At 68.7% G+C, this 19,848-nt stretch carries 14 protein-coding genes; 3 read left to right on the top strand and 11 right to left on the bottom strand.

Annotation, left to right across the window (positions count from 1 at the left end; genetic code table 11):
* Window positions 1–2: 2 nt before the first annotated feature.
* The 3 genes from brxD to pglY are packed head-to-tail and all read right to left on the bottom strand — an operon-like array spanning window position 3 to window position 7,791.
* Window positions 3–1,316: a BREX system ATP-binding protein BrxD gene (gene brxD, locus ACZ6O5_RS02330; RefSeq protein WP_465974101.1), complete on the bottom strand. Its 1,314-nt coding sequence runs from the start codon at window positions 1,314–1,316 to the stop codon at window positions 3–5.
* The gene (gene pglZ, locus ACZ6O5_RS02325; protein WP_465974100.1) at window positions 1,313–4,042 is read right to left on the bottom strand and encodes a BREX-2 system phosphatase PglZ; all 2,730 of its coding nucleotides are present in this window, start codon (window positions 4,040–4,042) and stop codon (window positions 1,313–1,315) included. Before pglZ ends, brxD begins: the two co-directional genes overlap by 4 nt.
* Window positions 4,039–7,791 carry a BREX-2 system ATPase PglY gene (pglY, locus tag ACZ6O5_RS02320; RefSeq protein ID WP_465974099.1) on the bottom strand — a complete coding sequence of 1,251 codons (3,753 nt, stop codon included), beginning with the start codon at window positions 7,789–7,791 and terminating at the stop codon, window positions 4,039–4,041. Before pglY ends, pglZ begins: the two co-directional genes overlap by 4 nt.
* A gap of 301 nt (window positions 7,792–8,092) precedes the next feature.
* Here pglY and ACZ6O5_RS02315 point away from each other — a divergent pair, with 301 nt between their 5' ends.
* The 3 genes from ACZ6O5_RS02315 to ACZ6O5_RS02305 all read left to right on the top strand — a co-directional run bounded on the left by ACZ6O5_RS02315 (window position 8,093) and on the right by ACZ6O5_RS02305 (window position 11,853).
* On the top strand, window positions 8,093–10,081 hold the full coding sequence (locus ACZ6O5_RS02315) for a GmrSD restriction endonuclease domain-containing protein (protein WP_465974098.1): 1,989 nt from the start codon (window positions 8,093–8,095) through the stop codon (window positions 10,079–10,081).
* Between the two features lie 31 nt (window positions 10,082–10,112).
* A complete protein-coding gene (locus ACZ6O5_RS02310) occupies window positions 10,113–11,300 on the top strand; it encodes a hypothetical protein (RefSeq protein ID WP_465974097.1) in 1,188 nt (395 codons plus the stop codon).
* A gap of 106 nt (window positions 11,301–11,406) precedes the next feature.
* On the top strand, window positions 11,407–11,853 hold the full coding sequence (locus tag ACZ6O5_RS02305; protein WP_465974096.1) for a hypothetical protein: 447 nt from the start codon (window positions 11,407–11,409) through the stop codon (window positions 11,851–11,853).
* On the opposite strand, the gene ACZ6O5_RS02300 is transcribed toward ACZ6O5_RS02305, so the two are convergent.
* From ACZ6O5_RS02300 to ACZ6O5_RS02265, 8 genes are all read right to left on the bottom strand, one after another.
* The gene (locus tag ACZ6O5_RS02300; protein ID WP_465974095.1) at window positions 11,846–12,811 is read right to left on the bottom strand and encodes a hypothetical protein; all 966 of its coding nucleotides are present in this window, start codon (window positions 12,809–12,811) and stop codon (window positions 11,846–11,848) included. The genes ACZ6O5_RS02305 and ACZ6O5_RS02300 overlap by 8 nt on opposite strands.
* A complete protein-coding gene (locus ACZ6O5_RS02295) occupies window positions 12,808–13,416 on the bottom strand; it encodes a thymidylate synthase (protein WP_465974094.1) in 609 nt (202 codons plus the stop codon). Before ACZ6O5_RS02295 ends, ACZ6O5_RS02300 begins: the two co-directional genes overlap by 4 nt.
* Window position 13,417: 1 nt before the next feature.
* A complete protein-coding gene (locus ACZ6O5_RS02290) occupies window positions 13,418–14,089 on the bottom strand; it encodes a type 2 periplasmic-binding domain-containing protein (protein WP_465974093.1) in 672 nt (223 codons plus the stop codon).
* Complete coding sequence (locus ACZ6O5_RS02285; RefSeq protein WP_465974092.1) at window positions 14,086–14,490, bottom strand: hypothetical protein; 405 nt, start codon at window positions 14,488–14,490, stop codon at window positions 14,086–14,088. The genes ACZ6O5_RS02290 and ACZ6O5_RS02285 overlap by 4 nt, the downstream gene beginning before the upstream one ends.
* Entirely contained in the window at window positions 14,397–15,530 is a 1,134-nt protein-coding gene (locus ACZ6O5_RS02280; protein ID WP_465974091.1) for a radical SAM protein, read from the bottom strand. Before ACZ6O5_RS02280 ends, ACZ6O5_RS02285 begins: the two co-directional genes overlap by 94 nt.
* A gap of 208 nt (window positions 15,531–15,738) precedes the next feature.
* The gene (locus ACZ6O5_RS02275) at window positions 15,739–16,236 is read right to left on the bottom strand and encodes a DUF6642 family protein (protein ID WP_465974090.1); all 498 of its coding nucleotides are present in this window, start codon (window positions 16,234–16,236) and stop codon (window positions 15,739–15,741) included.
* 34 nt (window positions 16,237–16,270) lie between these two features.
* Window positions 16,271–17,521: a hypothetical protein gene (locus ACZ6O5_RS02270; RefSeq protein WP_465974089.1), complete on the bottom strand. Its 1,251-nt coding sequence runs from the start codon at window positions 17,519–17,521 to the stop codon at window positions 16,271–16,273.
* 14 nt (window positions 17,522–17,535) lie between these two features.
* On the bottom strand, window positions 17,536–19,824 hold the full coding sequence (locus ACZ6O5_RS02265) for a hypothetical protein (protein ID WP_465974088.1): 2,289 nt from the start codon (window positions 19,822–19,824) through the stop codon (window positions 17,536–17,538).
* Window positions 19,825–19,848: the final 24 nt, after the last annotated feature.

Below are 19,848 nucleotides of genomic sequence, written 5' to 3'. Positions count from 1 at the left end.
CCCTAGAGGTCCAGATCGACGTCGGCGGCGCTGGTGACGTTGCGTTCCACGTCGGTCATCTCCGTCGGCGACAGGGTCAGCGCGTAGTGGCGGCGCGGGTCGAACTCGGCGAACTGGTCCACCCGGTCGAGCACGTCGGCCACCAGTTTCTTGAGGAACAGCCGCGGCGCCACGCCCACCTTGCCGCCCAGCCCACCGGCGACGGCCCGGGCGAGGTCACCGAGGTAGGCGTCGTCCACACGGGTGCACAGCCGATCCGGCGCGGTCGACCCGTCCGCATACAGATCCCGCACGCGACCGCCCAGTTCGACCAGCGAGTCGACGGTGAAGCCGGGCAGCCGGACCTGGACCGCGCGCGGGTTGTCGAAGCGCGGGTCCGTGGTGAAGTCGACCGCGAGCCGCTGCGCAAGGGGTGCGAGCCGCTGGACTCCCTGCGGGCCCTCGTAGAAGGCCGGGGTTCCGGTGATCACCAGATACAGGCCGGGAAAGCGGCCTGAGTGCACCTCGTCGATGAGCTGACGCAGCGCGTTCAGGGCCTTGTCCCGCGCGTCCGATCGGACCCGCTGCAGCGTTTCGACCTCGTCCAGAACCAGGAGCAGACCCGGATGGCCGCTGTCGCGCAGCACGGTCAGCATCCCCTGAAGGAAGCTGAGCGCGGCGAAGTGGTCGAGATCGCCCCGGACACCAGCGACGCGGCGGGCCGACGCGGCGACGTGCGGCTGGCCACCGAGCCAGGCGAGCACCGCGTCAGCCGTGGCCGGGTCGTTGTCGAGACCGGCGCTGCGGTAGCCGCGTAGGGCGGCCGCGAAGGCGGGCGCGCTCCGGCTGACGGCGGCCAGTCGCTGCTCCAGCAGCGCCGTCACTGCCCGGTCGAACGCACCCCCGTCCTCCGGCGAGACCTCCCCGGTCGCGAGCACGTCCTCCTCGAGCGCGTAGAACCAGCTGTCGACCACCGGCCGCAGCGCGCTGGGCGGAAACGTAGCCGTGCTCAGGCGCTCGGTGAGCCGTCGGTAGACCGTCTCCAGCTTGTGCAGCGGTGTCTCGTTCTCGGAGATCTGCACTTCGGCAGCGGCCAGGTTGGCGCGTTTCGCCCGCTCGGCGATCCAGCGGGTGAAGAACGTCTTGCCGGAGCCGTACTCACCGCGGACCGCCTTGAACACCGACCCTCCGGCGGCGACCGTTTCCAGGTCCTCGCTCACCGAGGACAGGAAGCGGTCCAGGCCGACAGCCAGAAGGTCCAGGCCGGCCGACGGCACGGCGCCACGCCGCAGGGCGTCGATCACCTCCCGCCGCCGGGCCGGGCTGACCGTGGTCACGGCGCACCCGGCGGCAGGCCGAACTGTGTCCGCAGCAACGAGATGTCCAGGCGAACGGTGCGTCCTTCGTCGATCAGGGACAGCACGGGATAGTTGTCGATGTTGAAGATCCTCTGCAGAGTGGCGAGGAAGCCGGACGCCCGTGCGGGCAGTTCCCCCGCCCGCTGGGCCAGGACGGCCAGCGCCAGCACACCCCGGGCCTCCACGAGCGCCCGCAGTGCGGCTTCGATCTTGCGGAGGTCGAGCCTCCGTGGGGTCAGGCTGTGCTGCGCACGGAAAATGTCCGAGCCCAGGAGGACCGTCACCAGGTCACTCTCGACCGCCGGGGATGTCGGCGCCACCGCCGGCAGGTCGAACAGCGCGGGCTCGCCCGACCTCGCCTGCGGTTTGCGGCGAGGCTTGGACGCCCCCACCGGCGGCGGCTCGGTCTGCGCCACCTGTGGTTCGTGCGTCTCCCACCAGCGGGGCCGGTCCGCGGGCAGGGGCGCCCACCCGTCGGGGATCTCGCCGGCGTTGGGCAGCAGGAAGGTCAACAGCGGGATCGTCACCTCGCCCAGTGACGCTCCACCGTGGTAACCGGCCTTGGTGGGACGGTAGCGCCGCAGCGGATCCCAGAGCGCGATGATCCGGTTTCCCTCGGCCACGACCCGAGGGCCGGTGAGTTCCACCTCGCCGGCGCCGGCAGGCCGGTCACCCGTCCGGTGCCGGGCCGAGGCCGCATCATCGGCCTTGACCAGCTCGCCACCCCGCTCCAGCACGTGCCCGTGGTCGCTGGTCACCACGACGATCCGCCCGGACGACCGCGCGAGGTCGAGCAGGCCGCCGAGGAAGCCCAGATCACTGAGTTGCCAACCGGCCTCGTTTCCTTCCCTGCCATGGGACAGTGAATCGTCCACGGTATTGATCACCACGGCGACGAGGCGCGCGGTGCTCGCCAACGCGTCCGCCAGTTCGCCGGCGAGCACCTCTCCCGCGCCGCCACGAGCCGGCCCTTTGTGAAAGATCCGGGCGTCGTCCCCCCACCGGCCCTTGCCGAAGATCTGCTCCTCGGTGGACTGGGTGCCGGAACGAAGCGCGCCAGCGAACAAGGAGGTTCGGGACACTGCCGTCACGGTGGGCAACGCCGCCACCATGCCGCGCCGCCGGGCAGCACCGCTGCCGGCGAGGGCGTCGTATTCCACCCACTGGTGCGACAGCACGGCGGCGAGGTCGACCGAGACCGCCGCGCTCATGCCGTCGAGCACCACCAGGAGCACCTGCCGGTGCGCGCGAATCAGCGGATCGACGACCCGTGGCAGAAGGTTCTCGACCGTCAGGAGGTCACCGTCGTTGCTCGGGCCGGCGGTGGTCCACGCCGCGAGCCGACTCGCGAACGCCCGGTCGAGATCACGGCGACGCTGGTACGCGCGGTCATGGATGGCGCCGAACGCGCGTTGCAACTCCGGGTGGACGTCCTCGCCGGCCCAGACATGGTTCAGCGCCAGGTCGACCCAGCCCCACTCCGCGACCTGTCGCTGCACGCCGTCAGCGACACTGGCCGGCGGCTCGGCCGGAACGCTCAGCCATCGGACCAGCCGCTGAGCCATCCGCACCCGCCGGACACGTTCCGTCTCCTCCCCGGCCAACCGGTGCGTGGCGAGCCGGTCCACCTGAGCCTCCAGGTCAGGGGCATCGGCATTTCCGAGCGCGGAAAGAAGGGCCGCGGCGACGTCTTCGATCCGCCTGGACAAGCCGGTGCGGAGGATCTGACTGTGTCCGGCGCTGCCCACGGCGTTGAACTGGATGAGTAGCTGTTCGGCCCGGTCCAGGACGGCTTGCCCCTGCCGCCGCACCGCCGGGTCCCGATCGGTCAGCATGCCGCCGACCACACCGACGGTGGCGTCGGCGAACCCGCGGACCGTGGCATCGTCGTCGAGACCGCCGAAGTACTGCTCGATCCGTCCGCGCGCGCGGAGCGCCTCGGGCATGTCGACGGTCCACAGGGTGTCACACACCAGGCCCAGTGGAAGCGCGTCCGTGCCTCGCCCCACACCGACGAGGGCGAACAGCGCTCGGGCCGGTCGCCGGAACTCGTCGACCAACCAGCGGGTGAGGCCGTCCTGCTCGTCTTGCGTCAGCAGAGTGAACGCCTCCACCGCTGCGGGTTCGACGCTCCACCGCAGCAGGGTTCGCACGTCGAGCGCGTCCGGGTCGTCCCCTCGTCGGGGCAGGCCGAGCCGGACCGCCGCGAGGTGTCGCAACGCGATGTCCCGGCTGAGCACCTTCGTGGCGATTCGCGGCCACCCACCGGGCGGCATCGCGTCGAGCAACGCCGGCCCCGCCCACTCCTCCCGCTCCAGCGCGGAGTCAGGCACTCGGGCACCGAACGCGTCGACCACGAGGTCCCACGGCTCGACGGTGAGCACCCGCTGCCGGAACACACGGCTCAGGATGCCCGGGCCGAGCTTCGACTCAAGGGCGCCGGTGAGCAGCACCAGTACCTCCGGCCCGCGCTCGGCGACGAGCCGCTCCCAGATACCCAGCGGCGAGACGCACGGAACGACTCGGATCTGACGTCCGTCGGGCAGCGGCAACATGGGATGGTGCGGCCATTCCGGCTCCGCGGCCACCACCATGATTGGGTACGCGTCGCCGTTGCGGTGCCGGTCGAGTTCCTGCGCCACCTTCTGGGCGAGAGCCGCCGGGCTGATCCGCAGCACCTGGGGGGCAACGGTCGCCTGAGTCATCGCACGATTCTCCAGGTCACCTCGATGGTCGCCGCGGGGTGCGCGTCGGCGAACCGATGAAGATCGGCCAGTGCTCCATCAAGGCTGCTTGCCGGCACACGTCGGGCGCCGGACGCCGTGTCACCACCCGGGTGCCCCGGGGAGGTCCCGGTGGAGCCGCCTCCGCTGCTGGTGCCGGCTCCCGTGCCACCGCCGGTCCCGGCACCTGAGCCCGAGCCGACCGCAACCTCGCGGAGCAGCGCCGTGGCGTCGGTCTGCGCGCGACGCAGGGCCGGCGCCAACGGGGCGGTCAGCTCATCGGCCTGGGCGACCCGGCGAAGTTCGGTCAGAATCGCGGCCGCCTTCGTGGCGTGCCTGTCCGTCAGGCCGGCCACGATCTCGAAGTTGTCCCAGGGAGCCGAGCCCAGTGCCAGGGACACGTCACCCGCGCTGCGGATGCTCCTGCCCAGGCGGTCCGCCGGGCCGGCCAGCTCCGCCCGCGCCAGCCGTTCGACCGCCTCCTTGGCCGAACCGGCTCTCGACAGCGCGTCGACAAGATCAGCTGCTGCTCGAGCCGTGCGGAGACGGCCCGTCTCCCGGGGCAGCTTCAGCCAATTCGCCCACTCTTCCAGCCGACCCGCCAGCGCCCTGACGTCGTCGCCGTACCGAAGTGCCGCCGCCTTCAGGTCCCGGCCGAACAGCGCGACCAGGCGGCCCCGCCGCAGGGCGAGGGGCTGGAAGCCGAAGATCGCGGCGGACCGAGCGCGCGCCTGTTCCCAGTCCTCCTCGCTCGGGAGGCTCTCCTCGCGCAGGGAATGGTCGGCGGTGATCCGGCCGATCTCCGGCACCGGCATGACCTGGCTGCCGTGCAGATAGAACGCCCGGTCGGTCTGCTCGGCGAAGGCGGCCACCACGAGCTGCGCCACGATCGGGTCCAGGCCGCGTGGTTTCGGCTCGTCGATCCAGCGCAGCAGGTCGGCGACCCGAAGCTCGCCGGTGATGCCCTCGCTGGCGGCCTTCTGGTGGAAGTGCTGCGCCCACTCCCCCTCGGCGACGAAGGCGGCCTCGTGCATCGTGCCGAGCCGCAGCGGGTTGGCGATCCGCCGCACGGTCAGCCGGTGGGCACGCTCCACCTCTACCCGGCCTTCCGGGGACTCCACCGCCTGCTGGACGTAGCCGAACACGGTCCTGACCTCGGGAAGCCGCACCGGTTCGCCCTTGCGGTCCGGGTCGAAGTCCGGGTGCCCCGGATACTGCTGGCTGAGCATCTGGTCGCCGAGGCTGCGCAGGGCGTCGTTGAAGGTGGCGCCCATCGGCAACGTGGGTTCCAACGCCCGGGTCAACGACTGGAGATGGTCGTCGAAGCCGAGCTGGACGTCGGACGACTGCTTGGTGGCCAGCCCGTAGGCCTGGCGCAGCACGCCCTGCATCTTGGCCAGCAGCGCGCTGCGCTGGTTGGTCAGCGCGCCGTGCGCGCGGCGGCGGTCGTCGGGGTTGAGGTGCTCGGCGTGACTGTCGAATCGTTGCCCCTCGAGCAGCTTGTCGATGATGACGAGCTTGCCCAGCTCGTTGCGCCGTTCCACGGTGAGGGCCGCCGGGATCCAGCAGATCGTCCGCGCGGTGGTGCGACTGACCAGGTTCTGTACCCGCTGCCGATCGTCGGCCGGCCCGTGGGTGCCGTCGTCGAAGGGATAGTCGACGATCATCCGCCAGCCGGTCGGATCGTCCGGATGGAAGGCTTCGTCGCGGATGTCGTGGGGGTCGCGGACGTTGCCGTAGACCAGCTCGATCGCGCGCCGGCTGCCGCGCCAGGTCAGCCCGGCCTCGGCGAAGAAGGAGTCGGTCCAGGGCACCCCGAGTTGCGTCCAGAGCAGCCGCTGGACGATGTGCTTGCGCGCGCCCTCGTTGTCGTAGTGCTTGGCGGTGGCGAGCACGCTGTCGACGTCGACACCGACCAGCTCCAGCGACACCACCGGGTCGTCGCCCTCCCCGATGCGGATCTCGGGGAACTGGCCGGCCCAGTCGGCGACCTTCCGGTTGACCTGGGCCACCTCGCCGCCGGGGATGGGGCTGGTGATGCTGCCGTGGTTGAGCGCGGAGAGGCGCCGACCGGTGAGGTTGCGCAACGCCGGGACGCTCGGCGCGAGGGCGGCCAGCAGCAGCGTCTTGATCAGGCGGTCGTCGCCGGTGAAGGCCCGGATCCGCCCCGCGGCCTCGGGGCTCGGCCGGTCGCCGCGACGTGCGGCGTCGAGGTCCTCCTCGACGAGCCCGTGCTGGCCGAGCAGGTGTGGCCGCAGCTTCAGGTCGTAGAGCTTCTGGGCCATCTCGAACTCGGCCTTCAGCTTCTCGGTGAAGGGCTGGTCACCGCCGCCGCTGATCACGTCGTACAGGTCGCCGAGGGGCACGAGCTGCCCGAGCCGCAGCGTCTCGCGCCGGTCGACCAGGAGCTGCCGCATGAGCTTGAGTGCGGTACGGGAGCGCTGCAGGGCGCTGGAGACGTGCACCAGGGTGGAGAGGAAGGCGGGGCTGAACGGGTACGTCGACCGGAACGCGTCGATGTCGGCGCCGCTGCCGGAGTCGCTGCCGAGGAGGGTGTCGAACACCTCCCGGCGTACCTTCGTGGTGCTCTCGAAGGCGCGCGACATCGCCTCCCCGGCCTCGCTGGTGAGCGGTTTGAGCAGCCGGCGGCGGGCGATCTCCGGGAGGTTGCGGTCCTCGAGCTTGATGACGTCGAAACGGCCGCTGGCCAGGTTGAGGGTGTCCTGATAGCTCAGCTCGTTCGCGCCGACCACCTCCTCGCCCACCAGCTCGCGAAGGTCACGCTGCCGGGCGATGAAGCTGATCACCGGAATGGGCCGCCGGGTGTCGCCGCCCTCGACGAAGTTGGTGATCTTCTGGATCTCTCGAGAGACGAACTGCTGGTCACCGATGGAGTTGGCCAACCAGAGGATCAGCTCGTCGAGGAAGAGGATCAGGCCGTGGTAACCGAGTTCCTTGGCGTGCCGGCTGATCTCGGTGAGCCCTCGGTCCAGTGAGATGAAGGCCTCGGCGTCCTCCCGGGCGTTGCTGAAGAACCCGATGTTCCAACTGGTCAGCAAGTCGTTGACCAGCTTCCGGCGCAGGTCGTCGGGGTAGGCGCCGGCGAACGCCTGGTCCAGCCGCTCAGGCGTCCAGAACGCCTCGGTGTCACCCCACTCGTCCTCGACGTCGCCGCCGGGCAGGCCGGCGATGAACTGCGGGTCGCCGATCTTCTCCCGCAGCGAGGCGGCCTGCCCCAGCAGCGCGTCCGTGCGATGCACCGCGGGGATGGTTGCCTCCGGGTGCAGCGCGCGCACCTGGTCCACGTACCCGCCGAGGACCCGCTGCTCCAGCGACCGCGCGTCGAGCAGGTGGTACGGAACGAGCAGGAACTTCCGTCCGTCCAGCCAGACGCTGTGCTTGGCGACCAGGGGCGCCAACTCGTCCCGTCCGCGCGCGGCCGGCTCACCACGCAGCAGCGCGTGCAACACCGCCATGAAGTGCGACTTGCCGGAACCGAAGGAACCGTGCAGGTAGGCAGCCTTGGAGGCGTGGCCCTCGACGGCGGAGCGGATCAGCCCGAGCGCCTCGTCGAAGTTCGCCAGCAACCGTTCCGTGACGACGTAGTCGCGCAGGGTGGTATCGGCGTCGGCGACGCTGTCCGCCAGCTTGAGCACGAAGTCGCTTGTGCTCGTACGCTCCGGGATCTCGATGAACTCTCGAAGCAGCGGCACGGGCGTGGGCGAAGACATGCTGAACACCGTACCGATCACGGTCGGTTGCCTGAGCGTGGGCGCGCAGTGCCGGCAGCGACATGGACCGACGGCGGACCCAGGCGCAACCGGACAATCGTTCCGGGCGGCACAGGGCTGGGATAGAACGGCTGATCATGGGGTGGACACCCGAAACCAGACAGGGTAGGACATCAGTCGGGGCCGTTCCGTGCCGCCGCCGTCGGCGCCTCACCGTCGGAACGCGGCCTGTCTCGTTCAACGCCGCGGCAGCGGCCCTGGCTCGGCTTTCATCTTCTCGGCATGAAGAGGTTACTGACTGATGCACGTGGACAGGATCGAACGGTCCATCGGAAAGCTGATCGACGAGATCTCGAATGCCGAGATCCTGCTTCCCGAGATCCAGCGCGAATATGTCTGGAAGCCGACACAGGTGGCCAAGCTGATGGACTCCATCTATCGGGGCTATCCCTTCGGATCCCTGCTGTTCTGGGAGACCGACGAGCCGCCGGAGACCCGTGAGATGTTCATCAGCGGACCGGAGGCGGTCCCGAGCAAGCCGCCGCTCTTCCTTCTCGACGGCCAGCAACGCCTGACGTCGCTGCACCGGGTGTTCACCGACCATCTGGAAGCCCAGGTCGTCTTCCACGTGGAGAACCAGAAGTTCCAGAACCAGAGCGCCGCCACCCAACGCGACCCGAAGTGGGTCAAGGTGGCGGATGTGCTCGATCAGAAAGCCTCCATGATGCGCCTGGCCCAGCGGCTGCTCGACGCTGGATCGTCCCTCGAGGACCATCAGATTGAGGAGCGACTCAGCAAGATCAAGGAGCTGCGTAACCGCCGATTCGTCATGGAGGTGCTCAAGGGCTTTCCGTACGAGGAGGTCGCGGAGATCTTCGTCCGGGTCAACAGCGGTGGCCGCCGCCTCGGCACCCTCGACCTGGCGATGGCCACCCTGTCGACGCGGTGGAAGGGAGTGCTGGCCGAGCTGCAGAGCGAGTCGGAGCACTGGCTCCGCCACGGCTACGGGCACATCGACGTCAATTTCCTGTCCCGGGCGTTGGCGGGGGTGGTCCTGGGACGGGGCCTGTCGGTGTGGTCCCACAGCAAGCTCCGGCAGACCAGCGACGCGGAACTGGAGCGGGGTTGGGAGGTGGTCAAGCACGGCCTGCGGCGACTGATCCCGCTGCTCCGGTCGCACCTCGGGCTCACCCGATCCGACCCACTGCCGTCGATGATCGTCCTGATCCCGCTGGTCGTGCTCCTCGGCGAGCGCAGGGACGAGACCATCGATCCGGAAACCTCGAACGGCATCATCTACTGGTTGCTGCTGGCCACCATCCGCACCCGCTACAGCGGATCCACTGACACTCGCCTGAGCCAGGACATCCGCGCCGCCCGACAGCCTGATCCGGTCCGCTCCCTGCTTGAGGGACTCAACGTCGAGAACTCCCGGGCCGAGGTCACCGAACGAGCGCTTCGCGGACGGACGAAGGAGAGTCCCTACTTCTTCCTCAGCCTGCTGGTGGCGCTGGCCGGCAACGCCCACGACTGGTGGTACGGCGGCGAGATCCTCCCGGACGCCGCGAACGCGCCGAAGCTCGAGCACCACCATGTCCACCCGCCATCGACGCTTGACGACCCCCGGTTCGACAAGGGGATGATCAACGACCTGGCCAACCTGGTGTTCATCTCCAGCCAGGCCAACAAGAAGATCAACGGGCGGAGCCCGGCCGAGTACTTCCCGGATCTGAGCGATGACGAACTGCGGGCGCATCTTGTGCCCCTTCACGAGGCATTGCGGAGCCCCAAGGGTTACCAACGATTCCTCACCGCGCGTCGAGCCCTTCTCGTGGACGCCATGAACGCACTCCTGGACCGCTTCCGTCCATCGTTCCTCGACGAGGTGCCCCGCGAGAACGCCGACCCGAGTGCCGGCTATTCGCTCGACCTGGCGTTGTACGGCGGCATCCGCGACGGTGGCCGGATCGTGTTCACCGCCTCCGGGGACGGCATCGCCTGGACCGGGTCGGCAAGCATGGCCGAGTTGGACAGCGCGATCGAGTCGGCTCGGGTCGCCGGCATCGACAGCGATGTGACCATCTCGGGCGAGTCCGTGCCGGTCGAGATGATCGAGGATTCGCTGCAGGTGCCTATCGGACCGTTCCTGGTGACAGGCACCCCTGAGGAATGGCGGACCGTCTTCGATCGGGAGCTCGACACGTCGCTACCGCTCTCGACCCTGCCCGTCGTCGAGACGAAGCCCTGGGACGGAAGCTCGGTGAAGTTCCCGATCACCAGCACGGACTGACCGCGTACGCATTCACTCAGAGGAATCACTGATGGCACAAGCGTGGATCGTGCGGGCCGGCCGCGACGACAGCTACGACGCACTTGCCCTCGACAAGCACCTGATCGCGGTCGGTTGGTCCGCGGCGGGAGACCTGACCGACGCGGTGAGTCCCGGGGAGATCAAGGACCGCGTCCGTGCGGCCTACCCGGACGTTGAGCGGCGGGCGGTGGAGAACTACGCGATTCAGTTGATCGCGTTCCGGTCGCGGATGACCGAGGGCGACATCGTGCTGTTCCTCCGGGCGACGAGCCCCGATGTCGCCATCGGCAAGGTGGTGGGGCCGTACCAGTACCGGCCGGATCTGCCATCCGGGATCCGGCACGCGCGTGCGGTGCACTGGTCCCGTACCGACGTGCCGCGAGCGTCGGTGGAGCGAGAGGTGCTCGCCCTGCCGTCACTCACCACCGTCTACCGAATCAACCAGGCCGACAGCATCGCGCGCCTCGAACGACTCCGAGGCTCGGCGGCGCCGGTGGCGACCCTGCCCGATGAGCCCCTCCCCGCCGCCGATCTCGACCACGACGCCGCACCGTTCACCAACCTCAAACGCAACCTCAACTACGCCCGCAGTCTTGCCACCGCCGGGCAGCATCTCGCTCTGCTCAAGGTGGGCGCCTTCGAGGTGTCCGACGTGTTCCGGGCTGCCTGGGTACAGAGCGTGGCAGCGCTCGACCACTGGGTGCGCCAGGAGATTCGCGCGCGGATGCTCAAGCTGGCGGCGCAGCCCGCGATCCAGAAGCCCCGGGCTTTCGCCGCGTTCCAGATGTCGCTCGGGCTTGTCGAGCAGGTCCAGCTCGGCACGAAGACGCTGGTGGACGCGCTCGATCAACAATTGCGGGATCAGGGGCATCTCGTCTACCAGAACCCGGACAAGATCCGGGAAGGCTTCGCTCTCGTGCACGACACCAAGGGCTTCTGGGATCGCGTGGCACAGGTACTCACCCAGCAGGGTGGGGACGGGGTCTCGTTCACCGGCAAAGAGGTGCAGGAGCAGCTCCGGCAGATCGTGCAGCGCCGGCACAAGATCGCCCACGAGTACGACGACGACCCGGCCAACCCCACGGGGAAGCGACCCATCGACGGGGCCGAGACCACCCGGACCATCGACTACATCGAGCAGGTCGCTGCCGCGATCCTGGATGTCCTCAACAGCGCTTCCGATCACCCGACCGGGTGAGGCCATGACCGTCCTCGTCGGCGCGCGGGAGGGTCCTTGAGCCATGGTCGGCAGCGTGGCACTCTCCCCTCATGCCGGTGCCGATCATCGCCCGTGAGGCTCCGACATGACGCTGTTCCGGTCGCGGCGTCGTGTCAGTCGCGGGGAAAGCCTGGCGATCGTCTCGGCGGCCGCCTCGCTCTCCTCGATGTTCGGGGTCGCGTGGACGGTCGAGGATCGGGTCCCGCAGCGGAGCGTGACGGCGTGCGCCGAGGCTCTGCGTCCTGGTGGACGACGGGACGCCACGCTTCGCCTTCCACGGGAAGCTCGAGACTGGTTCGACCTGGATTTCGACGCCCCGGAGGCCGGCTACGCGTTGGCGTTCGTCCACGTCTGGTCGCTTGCCGTGGCCGATACGGCGGTCGAGCCGTCGGGTCGAGATCATGTGCGGGTGGCGATGTGGCACCTCACCCACCTGCTGCCGGCGTCGGAGCGCCGCATACTGCCGGACATCGAGGAAGCGCTGCGAAAAGCTGGTGGGCCGCCTCGACGCGCGGTCGCCGGCCTCAGGTGAGCCGGTCGGGGGCGTGACCCGACTGCCGGAGGGACCTCTCCAGGTGCATCAGGAGCAGGAACGGCCTCGCCCGCCGTACGGCCTTCCGCCAGGTCAGGGCACGTAATCCGTATTTGAGGACGACCGTCGACGGCACGGTGGCGCCGAGGACGTCCCAGACCACCTCCTGGGCCACCTGTCCGCCGACGCGCGGTCGAGCGAACTCGGCAACGGTCTCCCGGTATCGACGTGCCAGTTCACGAGCGGTCGCCTCCGGGGTCAGGACCGGGTCGTGGCCCCGTGCCACTGCCGACAGAGACTCGTCGAGCAGTGTTCGGAAGCCCGCGTTGTATCGCCTCGACTCGAGGATCTGGTCGACGTTGAGCTGGTCGAGCGTCCCGATCTGGAGTTGTGCGAGCACGTCCCGCACCACCGCGGCCTCGAAGCGTTCGGGTTGCGGCCGGCCGAGATGCCGGGTCAGTTCGGTCCGCACCGCGGGGTTGGACAGCATGCCGTCCTGCCCCAGTTCGGAGGAGATGACGAGGGAAGCCATGTGGTTGCGCAGGCTCACGATCTCCGCCGCACCCTGGCGTAGCGAACCACGGTCGCCGTCGTGGCGGCGGTACGCCTCCTCCCGGATCGCACGCATCACCTCGTCCATGCGGGTCAGGCTCGTGCGCATCTGCCCCTGCGGGATGACCAGGTCGGCACGTCGCCGCCGCCCCGAGGGCGGGCCGTAGCGCACCCGGCCGCCGTCATCGACCTCGTACTCGTGGCCCCACAGCCGCAGGAGCCCGGCCTCGTGCAGCTCGTCGACCCGACGGTTGATCTCGCCGGCACGCTCGCGGTAGGCGGACGCGACCTCGAAGGACGCGCGCAGGACGACACGGTCGGAGAAGAACACCACCGACTGCAGGACCCGGTCGATGGTGTGCGGGTCGACCAGGCCGCTGTCCAGCAGCGTGAGCGAGCGGGTCATGACGCGCCTGCGAGATGGGTGAGGTAGTCGACCTCGTAGATGTGGGCGCTCCACGCGTGGTAGCAGACCTTGGCGCCCTTCGCGCCGAGGGCGAGCGCGGCGTCGGCCGCCAACTGCGCGAAGGTCAGCATCTCGGGTACGAACCCGACCCACACGTCGACGCTGCGGGCGGTCAGGAAGAGCACGAGGTCGTCGCCGATGATCCGGAGCGCGCCGCCGACCGGTGAGACCGGGAAGCGGCCACCCAGATCCTCCTCCGGCCGCCACATCGAGAAGACCGCCGACCGGCTGTGTTCGTCCTGACGAAGCAGTTCCGTGGCTTGCGCGAGCTGGTCGATCGGTGCGCCGTCCGGGCCGATCCAGCCGCGCAGTCGCTGGTAGAGCAACGAGGACTCGCGCTGGTCGCCGAAGATCCGGTCCCGGTAGTCCTTGATGAGTTCCGGGTAGAGGTAGCCGGACGGCGGTGTCAGATCCGCCGCATTGCGCAGCCGGACCGTGAGGCCGGGAATGTCGAAACAGATGCCGTGCCGGGTAGTGACCCGGGCGGGGTCGGCACGGGCGAAGATCGACAGGACGTCCGCCCAGCCGGCCGCGACGGTGGTCATCTCAATCTCCACTGCTCAGCTCCCCCCACGGCGTGGTGTCGGTCGCCCGCCCGTCGCCGGCCGCCGCGCAGAAGCTCGGCATGGCGAGCGTCGGCAGATCGGCCGCCTCCGGCCATCTGACGGCGGACGATCGGGTCACGACGCACATGTCGGTGGCGAGCAGCGGTACGTCGACGTCCAACCCGTTCGCGGCAAGCGTTTCCCCCGATGTCACCAGTAACACGCCGGCACCGTGATTATCGACGCGAATGACGCCCTCGGTCGATCCGTGCAGCCGCACGATTCGCGACGGTCGCTGATCAGTCCGAGTGCCCAACCACGCCTCCGTGATGGCGGGGTATTCGGTGTAGATGGTCTCGACGTCCCGGCCCGCGACGGTGCAGTAGGTGACGAAGGAGGTCCGCGCCGCGGGCAGGGCACGCATGGCGAGTGGCGCACCGCTGGCGAGACTGTGCTCGACGCACACGTCGTATCCGGTGATGCCCACGTCAACGGCTCCCACCGCCACCAGCCCGGGGATGTCGAAGCCCCGACATCGTACGACCACGTCCGTGCCGGATCGCTGCCACAGTGACCGTGGATGCGATCCGTCAGGCCCGGTGAAGAGGTCACCGAACATGTCGGCCACCGGTGCGAACAGGCGGCTGGACGGTGCCGGGACAGCGATGATCACGGAGACGTCCTCGCCGTTCCGCCGGCTCGAATGCCGGCGTGGATCTCCTCGACCGGCACCACCGCGTCGACGAGTGCCCGCAGCGCGAACTCCGCGGGCTGCTCGGAAAACAGGATGGTCTTGCCCTGTCCAGCGGCGTAGCCGACCTCGATGCACACGCTCACTCCGGCGTATCCGCCATTGGCGACCACGAAGACGGCATCCGACTTGCTGATCTTCGCGAGGAACTCGTGGGTGAGCCGGAACTTGGCCGTCTCGTCGACCGTGACCAGTTGTTCGTTGTAGTCGTAACGCGGCGTGTGAACGATCAGCCCGAGGGCGCGGAAGGCTTCCTCCGCCCGGCGGGCTGTGTCGTAGAACTTCGAGCTGCTGCAGATCGTGACGGACGTGAGGTCTGGCATCGTTCCTCCTGAGAGCCGGCAGGTGAGGGGCTCGGGGTGAGCGGTATCAGATGTCGCGGCTCGGCAAGGTACCCGACACCGGCGCGCCGCCGGAGAATTCCTTCCCACGTGACCGAGGGGGTCTCCCCCGGCGTCGGCTGAGATAGCCGCCGGCGATCCGCCAGCGCCGGATAGTCGAGATGGAAGGGCCGTACCGCCAGCCGTCGCGGAAGCCCCGGGCTGATCCGGGTCAGCTCCGAGTAGAGCGAGTCGAGTTGCGTGGTGCTCCAGTCGTTGGCCCCGATCGCCGGGAACACGTCGAAGCCGATCTCAAGCGCCAGGGCGAGCCCATCGCGGATGGCCGACCACTCCCGGCTGTCGGGCGGGTGGTGCAGCGTGGTGTGGAGCTTGATGCCGCGCATCGCCGCCGAGTCACCCGCTCCGGGACGACCCCCGCTCCGGCGCCAGGCATAGGTCAGCGTGGACAGGTTCGACTCCACCTTGAGGACCACCGAGTCGAGCAGACCTCGCACGGCCAGGGCATGGTGGATCTCGAGGACGAGCGACGGCGCCAGCAGCGGCTCACCGCCGCTGACGCGCAACAGGCTGAGCCTTCGGCCGGTACGCCGGAGCGCCGCCCGCAGTGCGACGAACTCCGCCACGACGGCATCGGCGCTCACCACGAAGTGATCAGCGCCGGCCAGGTGCGCGTAGTCGACGTAGCAGTAGGAGCACCGGAAATTGCACGCGGCGACGTGGGTGATGGCCGCGAGGTTGTGGTCGGACCAGTGGCCGCCGAGCTGGGCGGCCACCGTCACCGGGCTGTCGGACAGGTTGGCCACGTGGCGGAGCTCGGTGAACTCCGGCAGCGAGGTGGGCAGCCGCATCCGGGGCCGGCTGACCGGCGTGAACAGGCGAAACTGCCGCGTCTGCACATTGCCGAGTGTGGTCCGGCGAAGGTCCGTGAAGGCGTAGTCACCGCCGCCTGCATTGACGATCTGATGCGCCCGGCGCAGGAGCGGCCGCGTCTCCGGAGTGGCGAGAGGAACCTCGTTGACCATACGACCTCCACTGCCTCGGCTGAGCCCTCGATGAATGTCATCGACATCATCAGATGGTCGCGTCGGCCCGAGAGCCGGGTCAAGGCATCGCGGAGACAGCCGATTCACCCGCCCTCATTGATGGGATTTTCACGCTGGATCCGTTCGCATACACCACCCGAAAGCCCAGGTGGCTGGCCAAAGGCGCCCAGCGGGACGAAGAGGCGAGTTACTCGGCGCTGTTGACCTTGCCACTGTTGACGAGCCGGTCCAGGAGCACCATCTCGAAGGCGGCCGACTCGATCCAATCCACCTGCTTGGTGAAGCCACATACCATCGACGCCCCCGTCTCGTACAGGAAGTCGGCGAGGTATGAGTCGGAGCCTCGCATCACCGAGCAGGCGCCGATGTAGATGCGCTTGCCCTGCCATCGGCCCGACATCCAGCCGGCTACCTCCTCAAGGCTGGTCGAGTGCGACTTGGAAAGCCACATATGCCTGGGCGACCCGTGTAATGCGAAAAAACCCACTTCGTAGGCCACGTATCGAGCTGTCGACCACTTTTCCAGCTGATACTTCAACTGCTCCTGAGTGACGGCGCTGCAATGGATGTGCCGGAGGCTTCCCAGACGTTCCAACATGTCCAGCGTCGGCAGCACCGAACGCCGCTTGGTCAGGTCGTGGTCCCACTCGCCCTCGACGCAGAACACTCCCTTGAGCTTCGGCACGCAAGACCTCCTCGAAGTGATGGAAGTCGCTACGCTACGAAACGAGGTCAGCGACCGCCATCCCGGAAAGGGCCTGAGATAGTTGGCCGAGAGTCGGTGCTTCCGGTGGCGTCAATCCCAGCAGCTCGGCCCACCTCGACGGCGGCTCATCACCGGCGAGCAGGACGACGCGGTTCTCCGCACAGATGTCTCGCCACACGGATACCGTTCCGCCGGACACGAGCAGCACCGCCTGGATCGGCAGGTCACGAGTGTCGAGGCGATGCCGATACTCCAGGACCTGACCGAGACCGAGCCGGAGCTGCTCCACGTCGTTGCCGCCCTTCACACTCTTGACTTCTGCGATGAACTGCCGCCCCTCGGCATCTCGCCATGCGAGGTCGACCGGTATTCCGCGCAGTCCGGCTCCGCACGGCACATCGATCGAGGCGAGATGGTCGAGCAGCCTGCGGCACAGCCGATCGTGTTCGTCGATGCCGGCTCGATAGCTCTCCGCGTCGAACGTGCGCTGCGGCGGCAGTGCGGTGGGCGCTACTGGCCGGCTGTAAGGCCGGTCGTAGCCCTGCGGGTCGGTCGTCGCGGCTCCGGTGTCGTCGACCGTCAACCACTCCGCCGCCTGCCACGCCTGGGCCACCACGTCGGCGCGGTATCGCCCCGCGAAGGAATACGGCCCGGCGGCCACCCAGCAGCCCAGCAGACGCAGACCGGCGATCACAGGTGGTTGCCGCAGCAGCCAGAGCGCGGTGTCCAGGTCGGGACAACGGACGAGTAGCTTCTCCTCGGCGAGGGTCGCCGTGCCGTCGTCGAGCATCTCGACGCCTCGCCGCTGCCACTCCTCCAGGTCGACGCTCCCGGTTTCCAGCGCGCGACCGATCGGCGCGGCGTGGAGGCGTAACCACATAGCTTCGCCAGACTCGTACAGGCCCAGGATCTCGAGCACTCCGACCGTCAGCCGGAGCACCGGTTTGCCGCCGTCGTCCAGGCGAGACAGGATCCAGTATCGACCCGCGGTGCGAGCCGCCTCGGGCACAACCGTGCGGGCGACCCAGCCCGCGACTGCCCAGGCGCGACGACTGGACTGGTCGAGACCCGCGGCCCAGTCCGCCTCGGCGTCCGCCGGTGCGGACTCCAGCGAGGCGGCGACCGGCTCGGCGAAGACCCAGGCAGCGAGATCCGTCGGGCGGAACATCTGCCAGAGGCGGGAGCGTCGAGATGCCAGCATCTCGGCCACATCGTCCACGTCTGCCGCCGTCCGCCAGGTCGTGAGATCGCCCGCAGTGGTCAAGACAGCCCCTCCTGTCACCCGTCGCGTTCATGCTCGCTCACCAGCGTTTTCCCCTTGGGAAGACCACCGCCTCTGTTCACGATCCTCGCGTCCCGGACAAGTTCCAGGTATTCCTGTTCCTTCTCCGGTGACGCCTGAGAGCCTCGGGGCAGGTTTCGCAGGTGTGGCAAGACCTTGTGGCGTCGTCGCTTCCCCCCGTGCTCAGGTGGTTCGTGCGGGGTCGTGGTCGGCTCCACCCGGGGAACGTAACGCAGCAGCGTCACGCGATGGTCGCCGGAGCGGGGCGGGTACCAAGGACGACCATCGACGTCAACGGAGCCTCCGACACGCCGGAGTGCACCACCGGCGATAAGACGCTTGACCGCGCGCGGAATGTCGCGGGCGCGACGCGGGGGAAGGCCCAACCTCAGGCAGTTGTGTATGAGCGCGTCCTCGGCGAGGATCGCCTCTCCGTCCTCGGTCAGGTAGCCGAGTTTCCGCAACGTGTGCATCACCCAGCTCATGTCGTTGAGGTCGGGCACCTGCCCCGGCCTGCCGGCTCCAGGAGCGTGCTCCCGAGTCACCATCCGCGCGTCGTATCGATGGGCGAAGAGAACGCCGTCGATACGCTCTGGCCTCGGCAACGGGATGCTGTTGATCGTCACCCGGTCGTTACCGTGGGACCAGGTGACGGTGACACGAGTGCCCGCCGGCCAATCGACCGGCCAGGGAATCCCGGCCAGCTCCCACTGGCCGCCCCGCGTCCGCAACGCCGTCTGACAGTCCAGGTTGGCGGAAGCACCTTGAAGCTGGTGGTGAATTCGCAGGTGGAGTCGGCGGGCCTGCGACATTGCGAGCTGCGCGCCGTCGGGCAACGGGCACCAACCGCCGTCGATGTGTGCCTGGCGGAGGGCAACCGACCAGGTCAGCTCGCGTCCGTCGGTACGCAGCCAGTTCGCCGCCGCGTCATCGTCCTCTGGCCCGGTCAGCCGGCTCCTGCCTGACGGCGGCTCTGGGGCGTCCATGTAGTCCAGCCGGAACCGCACCGCTTCCCCGATCGACGACACACAGCCGGCTTGGCGCTCGCAGTCACGCCGTCGCGGGCATCCTCTCCGGTGCTCCTCGATCGCTCGGTCGACCTGTCGTGCCAGTTCGGAGTCGCTCTTGCGGACCGCCAAGGCCGCCTCGGCCAGGCAGTCGGAATGAAGCTTCGGCATTCCGCGTGCCCGATGGATTCGGGTGGCCTGAGCTTGCAGGTCCTCCACCATTAGTTGGGCCTCGATGCAGCGCGCGCTGGCCCGCGCATGTGCCTCGCCAGCCCGTCGCAGACGTGCCGTGACCTCCTTGCCTCGCCTGCCGCTCGGGTCGGCCTGAAGTGACCGGTACACGCGCTCAGCCTCCGCCAGGATTTCGTCCGCGCAGGCTGCCCATTTTTCCGCTACGGCCGGGTGCGCCAGCGCTTCGTCGTACTGCCAGCGATTGATGTCAGCCACAGCTTCACGGGTGAAGTCCGCCTGGCTCAGTTTTCGCAGACGCTTCACCTCGGCAGGCACTTCCGGCGCGATTGCCTTCTCATGTAGGCGCAGCCACGCCCAGATGTCGGTAGCTGGCGGGTCAAAATCGACGAGACGTAGCCCTCGACGGCGAAGCGCCTGGGCGAGCGCCGCGTCGAACGTGCTGCCGGCGACGTCACGGACCACCTGCGTCGGCAAGGACGCCGGCCGCGAATCAGCGGAGGCTTGCTCGCCCCGGACATGCCGGCGAGAGGCACGGAAGCTCTCGGACGCTTCCACGCACCGAAGCGCCAACTCATCGCGGGTGCGGCTGAGCGTCTCGGCGGCCCGGCCGCCGGTCAGTTCTGCGATCCTGACCTCGATCTCGAGCAGCCCCTCCGCGTACCTGATGGCGGCGATGGAGGCGGGCTCACCGGCACGCCGGCGGTAGAGCTCCTGCTCGGATGAGGACATCTCCTTTCCTTCGGCGACGGAACGGTGCAGCGCGGCGAGCCACACCATGTCCCGGGGCAGCGGGCTGGCCGGCCGGTGCGTCTCAGGCTGCGCTCTCTCTGAGGCTCTGGCTGCCTTCGCCTGCGGGGCCACGCTCTTAGCGGATCCGACCGACCCGCCGTAACAACGCCCGCAGAGCAGATGGGACCAGTCCCCGCCGATCGTGACCACCGAGCTGGACATGTTGGTGCGCTGGCATCTCGAACAGCGGAAGGTCAGCGGCTTGTTGAGGGTGTACCGCTGCCGTTCTCCCAGCGTGGGGTGCACTTTCCTGATCTGGTACCCGGAGGGGGGCCGTGATGCCATGCTGCCTTCCACGACAACGAGACTTCTCATGTACGG

This window comes from Micromonospora sp. NPDC049201, from assembly GCF_055586805.1.
This window is presented reverse-complemented; position numbering and strand designations above follow the sequence as displayed.

Excerpts from the sequence above, each read along its gene's own strand:
- ACZ6O5_RS02280 (WP_465974091.1), bottom strand. The coding sequence starts at position 15,530 with ATGGTCAACGAGGTTCCTCTCGCCACTCCGGAGACGCGGCCGCTCCTG.
- pglY (WP_465974099.1), bottom strand. The coding sequence starts at position 7,791 with ATGTCTTCGCCCACGCCCGTGCCGCTGCTTCGAGAGTTCATCGAGATC.
- ACZ6O5_RS02295 (WP_465974094.1), bottom strand. The coding sequence starts at position 13,416 with ATGACCACCGTCGCGGCCGGCTGGGCGGACGTCCTGTCGATCTTCGCC.
- ACZ6O5_RS02285 (WP_465974092.1), bottom strand. The coding sequence starts at position 14,490 with ATGCCAGACCTCACGTCCGTCACGATCTGCAGCAGCTCGAAGTTCTAC.
- ACZ6O5_RS02310 (WP_465974097.1), top strand. The coding sequence starts at position 10,113 with ATGGCACAAGCGTGGATCGTGCGGGCCGGCCGCGACGACAGCTACGAC.
- ACZ6O5_RS02315 (WP_465974098.1), top strand. The coding sequence starts at position 8,093 with ATGCACGTGGACAGGATCGAACGGTCCATCGGAAAGCTGATCGACGAG.
- ACZ6O5_RS02305 (WP_465974096.1), top strand. The coding sequence starts at position 11,407 with ATGACGCTGTTCCGGTCGCGGCGTCGTGTCAGTCGCGGGGAAAGCCTG.
- pglZ (WP_465974100.1), bottom strand. The coding sequence starts at position 4,042 with ATGACTCAGGCGACCGTTGCCCCCCAGGTGCTGCGGATCAGCCCGGCG.
- ACZ6O5_RS02300 (WP_465974095.1), bottom strand. The coding sequence starts at position 12,811 with ATGACCCGCTCGCTCACGCTGCTGGACAGCGGCCTGGTCGACCCGCAC.